We start from the raw sequence: 16,950 nt of genomic DNA, 5'->3' as shown, positions 1-16,950 counted from the left end.
GCTACATAACGAAACCAAGTGGAGTAACAAATGGCTAAGCAATGGGTACGTCTGGCATTAGGTGCCGCATTGAGCGTCACAATGGCAGGGCAGGCATTTGCCGATAACAGCAAAATTACCGTTTTCGCCGCGGCATCCTTAACCAACGCGATGCAGGATATTGCTACGCAATACCAGAAAGGCAAGACTGTTGAAATCGCATCTTCTTTCGCCTCATCTTCAACGCTTGCGCGCCAGATTGAAGCGGGTGCTCCTGCTGATTTATTCATTTCTGCTGACCAGAAATGGATGGATTACGCAGTAAGCAAAGATGCTATCAAAACTGACACCCGCGAAACGCTGCTCGGCAACAGCCTTGTGGTCGTTGCACCGAAAGCCAGTAAAATTGGTGATGTGGCCATTAATGCGAAAACTGATTGGGCTTCATTACTCAACGGTGGCCGTCTTGCTGTTGGCGATCCTGACCATGTTCCTGCTGGCATTTACGCTAAAGAAGCGCTGCAAAAGTTAGGCGCGTGGGATACCCTATCGCCAAAATTAGCTCCGGCAGAAGATGTTCGTGGCGCACTGGCTCTGGTTGAACGTGATGAAGCACCACTTGGTATCGTCTATGGTTCTGATGCGGTTGCCAGCAAAGGCGTGAAAGTAGTGGGCACCTTCCCGGAAGATTCCCACAAGAAAGTGGAATACCCAATTGCCATTGTGAAAGGCCACGACAACCCAACAGTTAGCGCGTTTTACACCTATCTGAAAGGACCGGAAGCGGGCGCTATCTTCCAACATTACGGATTTACGACTATCAAATGATATTGACCGATCCCGAATGGCAGGCGGTACTGCTGAGCCTGAAAGTCTCTACCCTTGCGGTGCTATTTAGCCTTCCTTTTGGGATCTTCTTTGCCTGGGTGCTGGTGCGATGCCGGTTCCCGGGTAAAGCTTTGCTCGACAGTATTATCCATCTCCCATTAGTTCTCCCCCCCGTAGTCGTTGGTTACTTATTACTGATTGCGATGGGTCGACGTGGCGTGATTGGCGCCTGGATTTACGATATTTTCGGTATCACCTTCGCGTTTAGTTGGCGTGGTGCGGTGCTTGCCGCGGCGGTAATGTCGTTCCCGCTGATGGTGCGAGCGATTCGCCTTGCGCTCGAAGGTGTGGATATGAAACTCGAGCAGGCTGCGCGCACATTAGGTGCCGGGCGCTGGCGAGTGTTCTGCACCATTACGCTCCCTCTGACTTTACCTGGCATTATTGCCGGAACGGTGCTGGCTTTTGCGCGTTCGCTCGGTGAATTCGGTGCCACTATAACCTTCGTTTCCAATATTCCAGGTGAAACCCGTACCATTCCTTCGGCAATGTATACCCTGATTCAAACGCCCGGTGGCGAAAGTGCAGCCGCACGATTGTGCGTGATTTCTATCGTGCTGGCTCTGGTGTCTTTGCTGGTGGCCGAAGGGTTAGCGCGCCAGAGCCGTAAACGGATAGGGGCACTTTAATGCTGGAGCTAAATTTTGTTCAGACGTTGGGCGACCATCGCCTGGCGATTAACGAAACCTTGCCGGGGCAGGGGATTACTGCGGTATTTGGCGTTTCAGGTGCAGGAAAGACCTCGCTAATTAACGCGATAAGTGGCCTGACTCGCCCGCAAGAGGGACGAATCGTTCTTAATGACCGCGTGTTAAGTGATGCTGAAAACAAGCGTTTCCTGGCTCCTGAAAAACGCCGTATCGGTTACGTGTTCCAGGATGCGCGGCTGTTCCCGCACTACCGTGTGCGCGGCAATTTGAAATACGGTATGCCGCGATCCGCCGCCGGGCAGTTTGAAAAGTTAGTCGCTTTACTGGGTATTGAACCTTTACTGGAGCGCTTTCCGTGGAGTTTGTCTGGTGGGGAAAAACAGCGTGTAGCGATTGGCCGCGCTCTGCTGACGTCGCCAGAGTTGCTGTTGCTGGATGAACCGCTCGCCTCGCTGGATATCCCGCGTAAGCGTGAATTGCTGCCGTATCTGCAACGCCTGGCGCGTGAAATTAACATTCCGATGCTATATGTCAGCCACTCGCTGGAAGAGATCCTACATCTGGCGGATAAAGTGCTGGTGCTCGATGGCGGTGAAGTGAAAGCGTTTGGCAATCTGGAGGAGGTATGGGGTAGCAGCGTTATGCACCCATGGTTGCCAAAAGAGCAGCAAAGCAGCGTGCTGAAAGTGACGGTGTTAGAACATCATCCGCATTACGCGATGACCGCGCTGGCGCTGGGAGACCAGCATTTATGGGTGAATAAACTGGAAAGCCCATTGCAGTCAACATTGCGCATTCGCATTCAGGCGTCAGATGTTTCATTAATTCTCCAGCCGCCGGTCAACAGCAGTATTCGTAACGTGTTACGTGCCAGGGTTGCACAGTGCTACGACGATGAAGGGCAGGTTGAAGTGCAGTTGGAAGTGGGTTCAAGAACACTTTGGGCGCGAATTAGCCCGTGGGCGCGGGATGAGTTAATGATTAAGCCGGGCCAGTGGTTGTACGCACAAATTAAGAGTGTTTCGATAACCGCGTGATTTTTGTCGGGTGGATAAGCGAAAGCGTCATCCACCATTTTCATAAAACTAAATCAAATGCTTATAAATCGTCTCGGCAATGCCTGTTTCCAGGTTAGTACCAATCACCAAATCCGCGCGTGCTTTAATCGCGTCATCAGCGTTACCCATCGCCACACCCAGACCTGCGCTTTCCAGCATGCTCAGGTCGTTAAAGTTGTCACCAAACGCCATCACCTGGCTCATTGATAAACCTTGTGATTCAACCCATTTCGCCAGGCGATTGCCTTTACTGTTACCGTTTTGCGCCACATCGACTTGATCATGCCATGACCATTCGCATGTCAGTCCAAGTTGTTGCTCAACAACCTGGGTAAAGTTTTGCAGTTTCACCGTGTCTTCATCGGTAAGAGCAAATTTCCAGATTGCATCAACGTCATAAGCAGCTTCACGCAGTGAATTCACATGGCGGAACACAGGACGTTGCGATTCAGGTAAAGATTTTGCCCAGTTTTCAGCACGTAAAACGTGGCCGGTAGGCTCTTGATACAGCATGGCATCATCAACATACATCAGCCCATGAACGTTGTGGGCATCCAGTAAGTCAATTAACTGATTGGCCTGCTGCGGTTGTAAAGGATCGGACTCAAGAACCTTTTTCGCATGATAATCATACAAATAAGTGCCATTACAGCAAATTGCAGGTGTATCCAGGGTCAGTGCCTGATAAAAAGGATGGATGGCAACGTGATGACGGCCCGTCACGATGACAACTTTCACGCCAGCGTCACGTGCGCGTTGTAAAGCTGTCAGTGATTCAGGAAGAATGGTTTTTTGCGGTGTCAGCAATGTACCGTCAAGATCAAGGGCGATTACGCGATAAGTCATTTAGGGTTCCAGTCAAATTCAGAATCATAAGGCCTGTGCCGATGTTACACCGCTTGCCGCGTTGTTCAAAATGGCAACACGCACTACCCTTGTGACAATAACTCAATATGTTGGGAGGAGAGAGATTTCATGAAACAAACAGTCTATACCGCCAGCCCGGAAAGCCAGCAAATTCACGTCTGGCAGCTTAACCCAGGTGGTGAGCTTACGCTTGTGCAGGTCGTTGATGTCCCAGGCCAGGTTCAGCCAATGGTTATCAGCCCTGACAAACGTTACCTGTATGTGGGTGTGCGCCCTGAGTTTCGCGTTATCGCCTACCGTATTACGCCAGATGACGGCTCGCTCACCGAGGCGGGTGTCACTGCCATTCCTGGCAGCCCAACGCACATTTCTACCGACCATCAGGGCCGCTACCTGTTCAGCGCTTCTTATAATTCAGGCAGCGTAAGCGTTGTTAGTCTTGCCAACGATGGCCTGCCAGGTGAAGTTGTTGATGTGGTGGAAGGGCTGGAAGGTTGCCACTCAGCCAATATCACCCCGGATAACCGCACACTTTGGGTTCCGGCACTGAAACAAGATCGCATTTGCCAGTTTACCCTTTCTGACGATGGCCATCTGGTGGCGCAGACCCCGGCAGAAGTCACCACCGTTGAGGGCGCAGGCCCGCGCCACATGGCGTTCCACCCGAATCAACAATACGGTTACTGCGTGAACGAGCTCAATGGTTCTGTTGATGTCTGGGAACTGAAAAATGCTAACGGCAAAATTGAATGCGTGCAGACGCTGGACATGATGCCTCCGGGCTTCTCAGATACTCGCTGGGGCGCAGATATCCACATTACACCTGATGGTCGCCATCTCTACACCTGCGACCGTACTGCCAGCATCATCACGGTATTTAGCGTGTCTGAAGATGGTAGCGTTCTTGCAGTGGAAGGCTATCAGCCGACTGAAACGCAACCGCGTGGCTTCAATGTTGATCACAGTGGTAAATATCTGATTGCAGCAGGCCAGAAATCGCATCACATCGCGGTTTATCAAATTACCGGTGAACAAGGTTTACTGGAAGAGAAAGGCCGTTATGCAGTAGGGCAAGGGCCGATGTGGGTTGTAATAAACGCTAAGTAATTTCTGATTTAGTGATAAAAAACCTCGCGATTGCGAGGTTTTTAGTTTTATGCGGATACTTAATTTTACTCAGCAACTACCGGGCTACCCACGCCACGGTTGTTGAACTCCCATAGACGGTTAGCATTCGCATCATTCAAATCGCGTTGGATTTCGCCTTTCTCGCCTTTAGTACCGATATTGCCAGCGAATGGACGCTTAGAACCAGCGGCATCGCCCCAAGGTTTTGCACTGTTAAAACCTTCGTTAATCACGCTGTCACGGATAACAACCTGACCGTTAGAGGTCTGGCCTGCGGTATAACCATTTTCACTTGCTTCAACATCCCAGGCGCGGCCCAGTTGCGCGACGTTATCGCCTGCTGCAGTGAAGCGGCTGTTGATGGCCAGGAAACCGTAATAAATATTCGGCAGTGTAGCTGGCGCAAACACGGTGCCTTCTTTTGTGCGGCTGTTAACCAGACGGAAGTCGGTATTTTCGAACACCACAGCACCACGACCAGCAACCACATCCACATCACCTTCAATGTAGCTGTTAGTCACTAATGTGCGTGTCTGGCGGTCATTTAACAGGCGGTTTTGCACATCGCTGTTAGTGACGAAGAAGGTATTCTGGCGGCCCAACAGGTGAACATTGTTCAACTGTACTTTATCGCCATCAGTGCGCAGTGCTACAGCCTGATGATTACCGGCATCTACGCTGTCACCCAGAGTGTTAGCGATAGTCAGGTTTTGCATCTGCAAGCCGCTGTTCTGCGACCAGACAGCAGCAGAACACATAATACCTACGGTGGCATTACGCTTGTTCTGGCAGCTATCAAACATGTACCAGGCTGGTTTACCCGGCATATATTTACCACCTGGGTTAACTGCACGACGCCAGGTATTCGCATCGATTTCAGAATCCAATGGCATAGTGATTTTCACATCACTTGCATTATCAGTGGTGCCGTACAGCGTTACGCTGCCAGAAGCGGCCGGAATATAAACTGTGCCGACATACTCACCTGGCTGAATAGCGATGTATTGATGGGTGTTGCTATGTTTCATGATGGCTGCATCAACGGCAGCCTGGACAGACGTGTGGGTCACACCTTCGCCACCGGCTGCACCAACAACAAAGTCAGGCTGCTGCGGAATACGAATAGATGATGGCGCCCAAGGGGCTTCATTTTTATTTTTAGATGAGAAGTAACGTGCCTGAACAAAGTTCTGGGCTTCATCGGACGATAAAACTGGACGAGATTGGGTGCCTGGTGCCACTTGCGTGGACGGTTTATCTTCTGGCGGTGTAGAGCTACAAGCCGATAGCGCCACAGCAAAAGCGAGCACAGCTGCCCGACGAGAAACAAAGAAGGTGTTCAAGGGTTGCTCCTTGCAGTGCAAATTTAAAAGGGGATCTGAAAGCCTGCTTTTTTATACTAAGTTGGGGGAAACTGGAAGCCGATTGTGCAAATCGGCTTCATATACCCGTCATTCTTCGAGTTGCAGGGTTGTTGGCTACGCTCAATCGCCCGAATCACTTACTCAAGTAAGCTCATCGGGACCCTTTCTCTTGCCGCTCACCTGCAACACGAATTATTTGGGTATAAAAAGATAGGGTTAATTAAACTTCGCGGTGATTGAAGCGCTGCCTAATGAATGGAAATGGACGTTGTAGCCCACCATTGCCCCGGATGCATTTTCCGTCACATCTAGCTTTTCAACATCAAGCGCGTGAACTGTGAAAATATAGCGGTGTACTTCACCTTTCGGTGGCGCTGCACCACCATAACCCGGTTTACCAAAGTCGGTGAGTGTCTCCACGGCAGGTTCTGGCAGTTCAGCCAGGCCTGAACCTGCACCTTGCGGCAGGACGCGTGTATTGGCTGGCAGATTGATTACCACCCAATGCCACCAACCAGAACCAGTTGGTGCGTCAGGATCGTAGCTGGTCACGACAAAGCTTTTGGTTCCCGTAGGAACATCATCCCACGCTAGATGAGGCGAAATATTATCGCCATCGTAACCCATTCCATTAAGTACCTGACGCCAGGGGAGTTTATCCCCATCTTTGAAATCCTGACTGACCAGTTTCATCTCAACTCCTCGCGCTTAGAGATTCAGTAACTTCAGCAGTTCTTCAGCCGCAATCGCTGAAGATGCCGGGTTTTGCCCGGTAACTAAGTGCCCGTCAACTACAGCATACTCGCCCCAGTCATCGGTGCGCTCAAACAAGCCACCTGCTTTTTTCAGCTCATCTTCTACCAGGAAGGGCACCACTGCGGTTAAACCCACAGCTTCTTCTTCGCTATTGGTAAAGCCGGTGACCCTTTTGCCTTTGACCAACGGTGAGCCGTCGGGTTTTGTCACTTTGCGCAAAACACCGGGGGCATGGCACACCGCAGCAACTGGTTTGCCAGCGGCCCAAAATTGCTCAATCAGTTTGATTGAGTATGTGTCTTCCGCGAGATCCCACAACGGCCCGTGGCCGCCTGGGTAAAACACCGCGTCAAAATCATCGGCCTTGATGCCCTCGAGTTTTTCGGTATTGGCTAATAACTTTTGCGCGGTAGCATCGCCACGGAAACGACGGGTATCGTCGGTTTGCGCGTCCGGCTCGTCGCTTACGGGATCGAGCGGCGGCTGCCCGCCTTTTGGTGACGCGAGCGTGATTTTCAACCCGGCATCGTGAAAGACATAATACGGCGCGGCAAACTCCTCAAGCCAAAAGCCTGTGGGTTTGCCGGTGTTGCCGAGCTGATTGTGCGAGGTTAAAACCATGAGGATTTTCATCTGAATCTCCCTGTGTGGGACGTGAAAAGATCCTCGAAGTGTAGTGCATAGCCGTAGGGCTTGCTGGCTCTCAGCTTCTGAAAAATGCCGGATTTTGTACCGCACACGCCACGGCTTGAATCAATTTATCCAGTTGCTCAGGGTTGATAACGTAAGGTGGCATCAGGTAAATCAGCCGGCCAAACGGGCGAATCCAGACACCTTGCCCGACAAAGAACGCCTGAAGTGCTGCCATATCCACCGGCTTGTGCGTTTCGACAACGCCAATTGCGCCAAGCACGCGTACATCGGCCACTAGCTCACATTCCAATAACGGTTTCAGTCCTTCCGACAACTGCTCCTCCAGCGCCTGCACTTGCTGCTGCCAGTGGCCTTCTTCGAGCAACGCAAGGCTTTCGGTCGCAACAGCACACGCCAGCGGGTTGCCCATAAACGTTGGGCCATGCATAAAGCATCCGGCCTCACCATCGCTGATGGTTTCTGCGACCAGGCGAGTGGTGAGAGTTGCAGAAAGTGTCATTGTGCCGCCCGTCAGCGCTTTGCCGAGGCACATAATATCCGGTGAAATTTCAGCGTGTTCACAGGCAAACAGCTTGCCTGTACGACCAAAGCCGGTCGCAATCTCATCGGCAATCAGCAAAATCCCTTCGCGGTCGCACATGCGGCGAATACGCTTTAGCCATTCCGGGTGATAGAACCGCATACCGCCAGCCCCCTGAACAATCGGCTCAAGGATCACTGCTGCAATTTCGTGGCGATGAGCAGCCATTAAACGTGCGAATGGCACGATGTCCATCTCATCCCATTCATCGTCAAAACGGCAATTTGGCGCGGGAGCAAACAGGTGTTCAGGCAGGTAACCTTGCCACAGGCTGTGCATTGAATTATCCGGATCGCACACCGACATGGCACCAAAAGTATCGCCGTGATAACCGTTGCGGAAAGTGAGGAAGCGCTGGCGAGGTTCGCCTTTGGCGTGCCAGTACTGCAATGCCATTTTCATTGCGACTTCTACGGCGACAGAACCGGAGTCTGCAAGAAATACGCATTCGAGATTTTCCGGCGTCATGGCGACCAGTTTACAACACAGCGCCACTGCGGGTGGGTGCGTGATCCCGCCAAACATGACGTGCGACATCTGGTCAATCTGGTCTTTCATTGCCTGATTTAAGCGCGGGTGATTGTAGCCATGAATTGCCGCCCACCAGGACGACATCCCATCAACAAGGGCTTTACCATCAGCAAGTTTTAGTTCGCAGCCTGTTGCCGCCACAACCGGATAAACCGGTAACGGTTTAGTCATGGAAGTGTAAGGGTGCCAGATATGTTGTTGGTCGAACGCTAAATCAGCAGGGGTCATAGGGTGACTTGTAAACCATTTGAAAAAGATTTAGGTTTACAAGTATAACGTCAATCAATGGCTAACAACACCCTTTTTGGAGATGCCCCATGGCTCACCACGCACGCTGGTCAATGTCGCAGGTCACTGCTTTATTTGAAAAACCTTTCCTCGAACTAATGTTTGAAGCACAAACGGTGCATCGTCAGCACTTCGATCCCCGCCACGTTCAGGTCAGTACGCTGCTGTCGATTAAAACTGGGGCGTGCCCGGAAGACTGCAAATATTGCCCGCAAAGTGCGCGCTACAAAACCGGGCTGGCTTCCGAGCGCTTGATGGAAGTTGAGCAAGTGTTGGACTCCGCACGTAAAGCGTTAAATGCGGGGTCTACTCGTTTCTGCATGGGCGCTGCCTGGAAAAACCCGAACGATCGCGATATGCCGTACCTTGAACAAATGGTGCAAGGCGTGCGCGAAATGGGGCTTGAAACCTGTATGACGCTCGGCACCTTAACCGATACGCAGGCACATCGCCTGGCGGCAGCAGGGCTTGATTACTACAACCATAACCTCGACACCTCGCCAGAATTCTACGGCAATATCATCACTACGCGTACTTATCAGGAACGTCTTGATACGCTCGATAAAGTGCGTGATGCCGGGATTAAAGTCTGCTCTGGCGGCATTGTCGGTCTGGGTGAAACGGTAACCGATCGTGCCGGGTTGCTGCTGCAACTAGCGAATTTACCAACCCCACCAGAAAGCGTGCCAATCAACATGCTGGTGAAGGTAAAAGGCACCCCGATGGCAGATAACGAAGACGTCGATGCGTTTGATTTTATTCGCACTATTGCTGTCGCGCGTATCATGATGCCGACCTCTTTCGTACGGCTTTCTGCCGGGCGCGAGCAGATGAGTGAGCAAACTCAGGCCATGTGCTTCATGGCTGGCGCAAACTCGATTTTCTATGGCTGCAAATTACTGACTACGCCAAACCCGGAAGAAGACAAAGACCTGCAATTGTTCCGCAAGCTTGGGCTTAATCCGCAGCAAACAACCACTCATGCAGGCGACAATGAGCAGCAACAACAACTAACCGATCAATTGCTCAATGCGGATACGGAGAATTACTACAACGCGGCGGCAGTATGACCTGGCAGCAACGCATCGATAATGCGCTTGCCAGGCGGCGCGAAAGCGACAGTTTTCGCACCAGGCAGGCCAACCAACAAGGTAGCGGGCGCTACCTTGTTCAAAACGATACCCGTTATCTAAATTTTTCCAGTAACGATTATCTGGGAATTAGTCACCATGCTGAAGTGGTTAATGCCTGGCAGCAGGGTGCTGAGATTTACGGTATTGGGAGTGGTGGTTCCGGACATGTCACCGGGTATCACGAAGCCCATCAGCGATTTGAACAGCAGTTAGCTGACTGGCTGGGTTATCCGCGCGCATTACTGTTTATTTCAGGTTTCGCGGCTAACCAGGCGCTTATCGCTGCACTGACTGAAAAATCAGACCGGATTGTTGCCGATAAACTTAGTCATGCTTCACTTCTGGAAGCCGCAATGCACAGTCCAGCGCAGTTACGGCGTTTTGCCCATAACGATATCGCATCGTTGCAAACGCTGTTGGCCTCGCAAACTGATGGTCAACAACTGGTTATTACCGAAGGTATTTTCAGTATGGACGGAGATGCCGCTCCGTTGGCTGAAATCGCGCAAGCTACCCGGGAAGCACGGGGTTTATTGATGGTTGACGATGCCCATGGTATTGGCGTGATAGGTGAAGAAGGACGGGGTAGCTGCTATCAGCAACACGTCAAACCAGACTTGCTGGTCGTAACGTTCGGCAAGGCATTTGGTGCGAGTGGGGCCGCAGTTCTGTGTAGTGAATCGATGGCTGATTATCTGCTGCAATCCGCCCGGCATCTTATTTACAGCACCTCTATGCCACCTGCACAGGCGTGTGCGTTATCAGCAGCGTTGAATGTTATCCGCCGTGAGGATTCCCGGCGTGCCCTATTACACGCCAATATTGCCCATTTCCGCGCGGGAGCCGCACAACTACCGCTGCAATTAATGGCCTCACAAACTGCCATCCAGCCGTTGATCGTGGGGGAAAATCAGCCTGCGGTGAACCTTGCCGCTACTTTACGTGAACGCGGATTCTGGCTAACAGCGATTCGTCCACCAACCGTGCCACTTGGTACGGCGCGGCTGCGTGTGACGCTTACTGCAAGCCACACCAGCGAAGATATCAACAAGCTTTTGGAGGCGCTGTATGACGCGACTCGTTGATAAAGCGGCTATTGCCGCAGCATTTGGCCGTGCGGCAAGCACCTACGACAGCCACGCCGAATTGCAACGCACCAGCGGGGACTTGCTGGTGGGAATGCTTGAAGGCCGTCAAATCAGCAACGTGTTGGATGCTGGATGCGGTACGGGTTGGTATAGCCGCGCCTGGCGCGAAAAAGGCTGCCATGTTACGGCACTGGATCTCTCACCCGCGATGCTGAACCACGCTGCACTTCAAGGTTCAGCTGATAACTATCTCGAAGGCGATATTGAAGCCATCAACCTTGCCGACCAGCAGGTGGATCTCGCATGGAGTAATCTCGCAGTGCAGTGGTGCAGCGATTTACGCAGTGGCTTAAGTGAGCTTTATCGTGTCACTCGCTCTGGCGGTTGCCTGGCATTTACTACGCTTGCTGCAGATTCACTTTGCGAACTGCATACCGCCTGGCAGGTGGTGGATGAAAGGTCTCATGCCAACCGATTTATGACGTTTGAGCAGATTCAGGGCGCGTGCGAAGGATGGCGCTACACTCTAAAAATTCATGAAATCAGCCAGTCTTACGATAGCGTATTGAGTGCCATGCAATCGCTAAAAGGTATTGGTGCGACACATCTTCATGATGGGCGTAAAGCATCGCTGATGACCCGCCAACAATTACAAAAATTAAGTCTCGCCTGGCCACAGAAACAGGGGCAATTCCCTCTGACCTGGCAACTCGTTTGTGGAGTGATTGAACGTGATTAAAAAATGGTTTGTAACCGGAACGGATACGGAAGTGGGTAAAACCATTGCCAGCTGTGCTTTGCTGCAGGCCGCAGGAGATGCGGGTTACCGTACTGCAGGATATAAGCCGGTTGCCTCTGGTAGTGAAATGACTGCTCAGGGTATTCGCAACGGTGATGCGCTTGCCTTACAGCGCTACAGTAACGTCAAATTAAGCTATGCACAGGTCAACCCGTTTGCGTTTTTGGAGCCTACATCGCCGCATATCGTTAGTGCAGAAGCATTGCAGCCTATCGAGTTTTCGCAGATGTCAGCAGGCCTTGAAGCACTTGCTTCTCAGGCCGACTGGTTACAGGTTGAAGGGGCGGGGGGCTGGTTTACACCACTTTCAGCAACAACCACTTTTGCAGACTGGGCAATACAAGAGCAGTTGCCTGTAATTTTGGTCGTAGGGGTAAAACTCGGCTGTATCAACCATGCCATGCTAACTGCGCATGCAGTGCAACATGCGGGTCTGCGCCTTGCGGGCTGGATTGCTAATGACGTTCAACCTACCGGCAAGCGCCATGCTGAGTATCTCGCAACGTTACGTGATGTTTTAAAAGCCCCCATGTTAGGTGAGATCCCATTCTATCCGCATATCGACGATGAAACTTCGCTCGGCCGTCACCTGGATATCTCCCTTCTTTCGCAGTAATTCGCAAATCCACTGCTCATTGTTGCAACGCCCGATAAATCTTGCGGGCGCTCTTCGATATACCGCTAATTTTCAAATCTTCTCCTTGAAGAAAAATACCTCGCAGGTAAATTGTTTCTCAATTTCAAGTTGTCACATGACAACTTATTTGCGAGTATGGACAGGAGGTTTTATGAAGCGGCGTATACACCCCAATAAGGACATTGAAGCAGCATTAAGTTATGCCGAATGTCAGGGCTGGCAAGTGCGGCCGGGTGGGGCACATTGTTGGGGGAAAATGTATTGTCCGTGGAACGACAAAGCCTGCCGCTGCGGTGAGTTTTGCATTAGCTGCATCTGGAGCACCCCGCGCAGTGCTTATAACCATGCAAGGCAGATACGTCGTGTCGTCGATAACTGTAGCCAGCAAGGCTCGCCACCTGCCATCAGACATTAATTTTCAAGGAGCAGAATATGTCAGAATTTAGCTTCACGTTGATTTTCACCCTGCCAGAAAATGGCCAGAATCCGGAGCAATGGGTTGAAGCTTTGGGTGCGCAAGGTTGCGATGACGCGCTGGTGGGTGTGGGTGTCACAGGGCGAATTGCACTGAATTTCATCCGCGAAGCATCGGATGCAAAACTAGCCGTTGTTTCAGCGATTCAGGATGTAAAACGCATTATTCCAGGTACTGCGTTGGTTGAAGTGATGCCAGATCTGGTCGGGCTAACAGATATTGCTGAGCTGCTTGGGTTTTCCCGGCAGTATATTCGCAAAGTAATGGTAAGCCGCGAGGCTTTTCCGCAACCAATACACGACGGTAAAACCGCTATCTGGCATTTGGAACCGGTGCTGCGTTGGATGCGCGAAGCTGGTGTTTCAAAAGTACCTTTACCATTGGTGGAATTATCTGCTGTAACCCGGCAATGCAACTTACAACGGGAGCTCGCCAGTCTCGATAGAAATATGCAGAAGCAACTTGGTAAGTTGTGACGGCAGAACCTGAGAGGCTGTTCATGCCGTCGTTTTACGCACCATCATGGATCTATCCAACTGGCTACCAGCTTATCATCCAGAAGTGCGACATTTCCCTGAGCAACATTCCGGCCCCGGTGTAGCAAGCAGAAACGGTCCGCCACGCGGCGAATGAACGATAAGCGTTGCTCTACCAGCAATATTGTCAGGCCAAAATCACGGCTCAGACGGCGGATAATATTGCCCAGCTCATTGATAAAACGTTGTCCGCTGCCAAAAGTGGGTTCATCAAGAATCAACAGTTTTGGTTCTGTCACCAGCGCTCTTGCCAATGCCAGTTGCTGCTGAAGATCGTTTGATAGCTCACCACCGCGCATGTGCCTTAAGCTGTACAGTTCAGGGAACAGTTCATAGATCATGCCTGGAATGCTACGGGAACGCACGCGGGCAGCCAATAGCGCGATTTGCAGGTTTTCCTCAACGCTTAGTTGGGAGAATATTCGCCGGTCCTGCGCGACATAACTCATTCCCAGAGCGACTCGGCCTTCTAGAGGTTGGGTGAGAAGATCCTGTGGTGGATGGCCTGCTTCAAGCCAGGTCATACTGCCACTTTGTACTGGCAAGTAACCAGTAATACAGTTTACCAGCGTTGTTTTCCCCATCCCTGGTGCGCCAAGAACACAGGTGCACTCTCCAGGCACCAGCTCAAGATCCAGATTCCACAGGATATGGCTTTCACCATAAAACTGATTAACAGCACGCAGGCTCAACATCGACATTTTCCTTCTGGCAGGGTTAACGACCCAGGCTGCTTGTGCAACACGAAGCAAGAGTTACAAACTTTGCAATTACCTTGCCATTAACCCGTTTAAAGACCAGAACAATGCAACTTTGAGAAAAGCCTCATGAAAATGGTTGAATAAACCTTAGGCTTCTACGACTCGAAAATCAGAATGCACTTTGTCGGTGCCTGGTCTTTGGTGTGTTTGGTGCAACATCAGACCACTGCTCCATACAAATGCGCAATTCGTGAGCAGGATCATAAGAAATGGCTGGCTTCAGGTAAGTCCAAAAAGGGTAAAAATAATGATGAAAAATATTTTTGGGCCCCGGCACAGAGAATTTAAGGTTTTTTGCGGTGTGCGCTGCAAAAGGGCTGAGAGCAGTTATCCACTATTCCTGTGGATAACCATGTGCATTAGAGTTAGAAAACTTGCGGTAAGCGAGAGCGGGCGCGGGTTGCGCATGAATTGGCGCGAAACCAGACTTTCTTAAATAACTTTTTTAAATCAATTAGTTGAATAAAATCAATCGTTGCAATAAAAGTGCCACAGATGTTCCTTACGCTTTTATGACACTGCTTGACAAATGTTAAAAGGTAAAAAAATCTGGGGATAACCATTTTGGTCAGCTGAAATATCTGCGAGTAGAGTATTTTACCGGCAAACCAGACGGTAAAGGGGGTAAGTATCATAAACGCGGTAGTGAGTAACTGGTTTTTCATCCAGTATTATTTTCTGGCAAAATTTTCTGTGCCGAGTAAAATTACCCTCCGGCCCGCTCGTTTCTTCATCAGGTAGCCTCTTCATGAGTAAAGCGTTCAAATTAAATTCAGCTTTTAAACCTTCTGGCGATCAGCCAGAGGCCATTCGTCGCCTTAAAGAAGGTCTGGAGGACGGGCTTGCCCATCAGACTTTATTGGGAGTGACGGGCTCTGGTAAAACCTTTACCGTGGCAAATGTGATTGCTGATTTACAACGCCCCACTATGGTGCTGGCTCCTAACAAAACGCTGGCCGCGCAGTTGTATGGTGAGATGAAAGAGTTCTTTCCGGATAACGCGGTGGAGTTCTTCGTCTCTTATTACGACTACTACCAGCCAGAAGCCTACGTCCCAAGTTCCGATACATTTATCGAGAAAGACTCTTCGGTTAACGAGCACATCGAGCAGATGCGTCTGTCGGCGACCAAAGCATTGCTTGAAAGACGTGATGTGATTGTGGTGGCGTCTGTGTCGGCAATTTACGGTCTGGGCGACCCGGATTTATATCTGAAGATGATGCTTCACCTGACCAAAGGGATGATCATCGATCAGCGCTCAATTATTCGCCGCCTGACTGAGCTGCAATATACCCGCAACGACCAGGCATTCCAGCGTGGTACTTTCCGCGTGCGCGGCGAAGTGGTTGATATCTTCCCGGCCGAATCAGACGATCTCGCATTACGCGTTGAGCTGTTCGATGAAGAAGTCGAACGGCTGTCGCTGTTTGACCCGCTGACCGGGCAAATTGACCAGGCTATCCAGCGTTTCACTGTCTACCCAAAATCGCACTACGTCACACCGCGTGAACGTATTCTGCAAGCCATGGAAGAGATCAAAGTTGAGCTGGCAGACCGCCGCAAAGTTCTCTTGGCAAACAATAAACTGCTTGAAGAGCAGCGCCTGACGCAACGTACTCAGTTCGACTTAGAGATGATGAATGAATTGGGTTACTGCTCAGGGGTAGAAAACTACTCGCGATTCCTCTCTGGGCGCGGTCCTGGCGAGCCACCTCCTACGCTTTTCGATTACTTGCCAGCAGATGGTTTGTTAATTGTTGACGAGTCCCACGTGACAATTCCGCAAATCGGCGGCATGTACAAAGGTGACCGTTCGCGCAAAGAAACACTCGTGGAGTATGGCTTCCGTTTGCCATCAGCACTTGATAACCGCCCGCTGAGATTTGAAGAGTTTGAAGCGCTGGCACCGCAAACCATTTATGTTTCGGCAACGCCTAGCAACTATGAGCTAGAAAAGTCTGGCGGCGATGTTGTCGACCAGGTTGTCAGGCCAACAGGTTTGCTGGACCCAATTATCGAAGTTCGCCCGGTTGGCACTCAGGTTGACGACCTGCTTTCTGAAATTCGCAAGCGCGTGGAGGTTAACGAACGCGTGCTGGTCACCACACTGACCAAGCGTATGGCAGAAGATCTAACCGAATACCTCGAAGAGCATGGCGAAAAGGTGCGTTATCTGCACTCAGATATCGACACCGTCGAGCGTATGGAAATCATCCGTGATTTGCGCCTTGGCGAGTTCGACGTGCTGGTGGGCATCAACTTGCTGCGTGAGGGGTTGGATATGCCTGAAGTGTCGCTGGTCGCGATTCTGGATGCCGATAAAGAGGGCTTCCTGCGTTCTGAGCGTTCGTTGATTCAGACCATTGGCCGTGCGGCACGTAACATCAACGGTAAAGCGATTCTGTACGGCGACAAGATCACAGCATCAATGGCTAAGGCTATCGGTGAAACTGAACGTCGCCGTGAAAAACAGCAGCGTTACAACGAAGAAAACGGTATTACGCCGCAAGGGCTGAACAAAAAAGTCGTGGATATCCTTCAGCTTGGTGAAGGCATGGCGAAAACCAAAGGCCGAATGAAGAGTAAAGCCCGCAGCGTGATTGAAGATGATGAAATCATCCTGACGCCAAAAGCTTTGCAGCAGAAAATTCACCAGTTGGAAGGGAAGATGCTGGAGCATGCGCAAAACCTGGAATTTGAAGAGGCCGCGCAGATCCGTGACCAGCTTCATCAGCTTCGGCAGTTGTTTATCGCAACGTCGTAATAATAACGCCTTCG

Annotated in this window: 17 protein-coding genes; 11 read left to right on the top strand and 6 right to left on the bottom strand. The window is 51.0% G+C overall.

Annotated features, from left to right (window positions below; genetic code table 11):
- The first annotated feature begins 30 nt into the window (after positions 1–30).
- The 3 genes from modA to modC are packed head-to-tail and all read left to right on the top strand — an operon-like array spanning position 31 to position 2,554.
- Complete coding sequence (gene modA, locus LVQ79_RS12015; protein ID WP_232865109.1) at positions 31–807, top strand: molybdate ABC transporter substrate-binding protein; 777 nt, start codon at positions 31–33, stop codon at positions 805–807.
- Entirely contained in the window at positions 804–1,496 is a 693-nt protein-coding gene (gene modB / locus LVQ79_RS12010) for a molybdate ABC transporter permease subunit (protein WP_232865108.1), read from the top strand. The genes modA and modB overlap by 4 nt, the downstream gene beginning before the upstream one ends.
- Positions 1,496–2,554, top strand: a complete 1,059-nt coding sequence (modC, locus tag LVQ79_RS12005; RefSeq protein ID WP_232865107.1) for a molybdenum ABC transporter ATP-binding protein ModC — start codon at positions 1,496–1,498, stop codon at positions 2,552–2,554. The genes modB and modC overlap by 1 nt, the downstream gene beginning before the upstream one ends.
- Before the next feature lie 48 nt (positions 2,555–2,602).
- Here modC and LVQ79_RS12000 read toward each other — a convergent pair whose 3' ends face one another.
- The gene (locus LVQ79_RS12000; RefSeq protein WP_151992824.1) at positions 2,603–3,421 is read right to left on the bottom strand and encodes a pyridoxal phosphatase; all 819 of its coding nucleotides are present in this window, start codon (positions 3,419–3,421) and stop codon (positions 2,603–2,605) included.
- A 129-nt stretch (positions 3,422–3,550) separates the two neighbouring features.
- On the opposite strand from LVQ79_RS12000, the gene pgl reads away from it, so the two are divergent.
- Positions 3,551–4,549 carry a 6-phosphogluconolactonase gene (gene pgl, locus LVQ79_RS11995; RefSeq protein WP_232865106.1) on the top strand — a complete coding sequence of 333 codons (999 nt, stop codon included), beginning with the start codon at positions 3,551–3,553 and terminating at the stop codon, positions 4,547–4,549.
- Between the two features lie 65 nt (positions 4,550–4,614).
- Here the strand turns inward: pgl and LVQ79_RS11990 are convergent, their stop codons facing one another.
- The 4 genes from LVQ79_RS11990 to bioA form a co-directional block, all read right to left on the bottom strand.
- Positions 4,615–5,913 (bottom strand): putative acyl-CoA thioester hydrolase, encoded by a 1,299-nt coding sequence (locus LVQ79_RS11990; RefSeq protein ID WP_232865105.1) that lies wholly within the window; start codon positions 5,911–5,913, stop codon positions 4,615–4,617.
- A gap of 237 nt (positions 5,914–6,150) precedes the next feature.
- Positions 6,151–6,627, bottom strand: a complete 477-nt coding sequence (locus LVQ79_RS11985; RefSeq protein ID WP_232865104.1) for a kinase inhibitor — start codon at positions 6,625–6,627, stop codon at positions 6,151–6,153.
- 15 nt (positions 6,628–6,642) lie between these two features.
- On the bottom strand, positions 6,643–7,323 hold the full coding sequence (locus LVQ79_RS11980) for a type 1 glutamine amidotransferase domain-containing protein (protein ID WP_232865103.1): 681 nt from the start codon (positions 7,321–7,323) through the stop codon (positions 6,643–6,645).
- Between the two features lie 70 nt (positions 7,324–7,393).
- Positions 7,394–8,683 (bottom strand): adenosylmethionine--8-amino-7-oxononanoate transaminase, encoded by a 1,290-nt coding sequence (gene bioA, locus LVQ79_RS11975; protein WP_232865102.1) that lies wholly within the window; start codon positions 8,681–8,683, stop codon positions 7,394–7,396.
- 89 nt (positions 8,684–8,772) lie between these two features.
- Here bioA and bioB point away from each other — a divergent pair, with 89 nt between their 5' ends.
- The 6 genes from bioB to LVQ79_RS11945 all read left to right on the top strand — a co-directional run bounded on the left by bioB (position 8,773) and on the right by LVQ79_RS11945 (position 13,351).
- Positions 8,773–9,813 (top strand): biotin synthase BioB, encoded by a 1,041-nt coding sequence (gene bioB / locus LVQ79_RS11970; RefSeq protein ID WP_064517189.1) that lies wholly within the window; start codon positions 8,773–8,775, stop codon positions 9,811–9,813.
- Positions 9,810–10,961, top strand: a complete 1,152-nt coding sequence (gene bioF / locus LVQ79_RS11965; RefSeq protein WP_232865101.1) for an 8-amino-7-oxononanoate synthase — start codon at positions 9,810–9,812, stop codon at positions 10,959–10,961. The genes bioB and bioF overlap by 4 nt, the downstream gene beginning before the upstream one ends.
- Positions 10,945–11,703, top strand: a complete 759-nt coding sequence (bioC, locus tag LVQ79_RS11960; protein WP_232865100.1) for a malonyl-ACP O-methyltransferase BioC — start codon at positions 10,945–10,947, stop codon at positions 11,701–11,703. The genes bioF and bioC overlap by 17 nt, the downstream gene beginning before the upstream one ends.
- Positions 11,696–12,379, top strand: coding sequence for a dethiobiotin synthase (gene bioD, locus LVQ79_RS11955; protein WP_232865099.1), 684 nt, complete (start codon positions 11,696–11,698; stop codon positions 12,377–12,379). Before bioC ends, bioD begins: the two co-directional genes overlap by 8 nt.
- 172 nt (positions 12,380–12,551) lie before the next feature.
- Positions 12,552–12,815 (top strand): hypothetical protein, encoded by a 264-nt coding sequence (locus LVQ79_RS11950; protein ID WP_151992814.1) that lies wholly within the window; start codon positions 12,552–12,554, stop codon positions 12,813–12,815.
- Between the two features lie 17 nt (positions 12,816–12,832).
- Positions 12,833–13,351 (top strand): helix-turn-helix transcriptional regulator, encoded by a 519-nt coding sequence (locus LVQ79_RS11945; RefSeq protein ID WP_232865098.1) that lies wholly within the window; start codon positions 12,833–12,835, stop codon positions 13,349–13,351.
- Positions 13,352–13,395: 44 nt separating this feature from the next.
- On the opposite strand, the gene LVQ79_RS11940 is transcribed toward LVQ79_RS11945, so the two are convergent.
- Entirely contained in the window at positions 13,396–14,106 is a 711-nt protein-coding gene (locus LVQ79_RS11940; RefSeq protein WP_232865097.1) for an ABC transporter ATP-binding protein, read from the bottom strand.
- 814 nt (positions 14,107–14,920) lie between these two features.
- Here LVQ79_RS11940 and uvrB point away from each other — a divergent pair.
- Positions 14,921–16,936: an excinuclease ABC subunit UvrB gene (gene uvrB / locus LVQ79_RS11935; protein ID WP_151992811.1), complete on the top strand. Its 2,016-nt coding sequence runs from the start codon at positions 14,921–14,923 to the stop codon at positions 16,934–16,936.
- Positions 16,937–16,950 lie beyond the last annotated feature (14 nt).

The sequence above is a fragment of the Buttiauxella cochleicola genome (genome assembly GCF_021282405.1).
In the GTDB taxonomy this organism is placed as follows: domain Bacteria; phylum Pseudomonadota; class Gammaproteobacteria; order Enterobacterales; family Enterobacteriaceae; genus Buttiauxella; species Buttiauxella massiliensis.
Note: the sequence above shows the minus strand (reverse complement) of the source record. Positions and strands in the feature narration are given on the sequence as shown.

Coding starts and splice junctions, on each gene's coding strand:
- uvrB (WP_151992811.1), top strand. CDS start 14,921: ATGAGTAAAGCGTTCAAATTAAATTCAGCTTTTAAACCTTCTGGCGAT.
- LVQ79_RS11950 (WP_151992814.1), top strand. CDS start 12,552: ATGAAGCGGCGTATACACCCCAATAAGGACATTGAAGCAGCATTAAGT.
- LVQ79_RS11940 (WP_232865097.1), bottom strand. CDS start 14,106: ATGTTGAGCCTGCGTGCTGTTAATCAGTTTTATGGTGAAAGCCATATC.
- LVQ79_RS12000 (WP_151992824.1), bottom strand. CDS start 3,421: ATGACTTATCGCGTAATCGCCCTTGATCTTGACGGTACATTGCTGACA.
- pgl (WP_232865106.1), top strand. CDS start 3,551: ATGAAACAAACAGTCTATACCGCCAGCCCGGAAAGCCAGCAAATTCAC.
- modC (WP_232865107.1), top strand. CDS start 1,496: ATGCTGGAGCTAAATTTTGTTCAGACGTTGGGCGACCATCGCCTGGCG.
- LVQ79_RS11980 (WP_232865103.1), bottom strand. CDS start 7,323: ATGAAAATCCTCATGGTTTTAACCTCGCACAATCAGCTCGGCAACACC.
- LVQ79_RS11985 (WP_232865104.1), bottom strand. CDS start 6,627: ATGAAACTGGTCAGTCAGGATTTCAAAGATGGGGATAAACTCCCCTGG.
- bioF (WP_232865101.1), top strand. CDS start 9,810: ATGACCTGGCAGCAACGCATCGATAATGCGCTTGCCAGGCGGCGCGAA.
- LVQ79_RS11945 (WP_232865098.1), top strand. CDS start 12,833: ATGTCAGAATTTAGCTTCACGTTGATTTTCACCCTGCCAGAAAATGGC.
- bioA (WP_232865102.1), bottom strand. CDS start 8,683: ATGACCCCTGCTGATTTAGCGTTCGACCAACAACATATCTGGCACCCT.
- bioB (WP_064517189.1), top strand. CDS start 8,773: ATGGCTCACCACGCACGCTGGTCAATGTCGCAGGTCACTGCTTTATTT.
- modB (WP_232865108.1), top strand. CDS start 804: ATGATATTGACCGATCCCGAATGGCAGGCGGTACTGCTGAGCCTGAAA.
- modA (WP_232865109.1), top strand. CDS start 31: ATGGCTAAGCAATGGGTACGTCTGGCATTAGGTGCCGCATTGAGCGTC.
- bioC (WP_232865100.1), top strand. CDS start 10,945: ATGACGCGACTCGTTGATAAAGCGGCTATTGCCGCAGCATTTGGCCGT.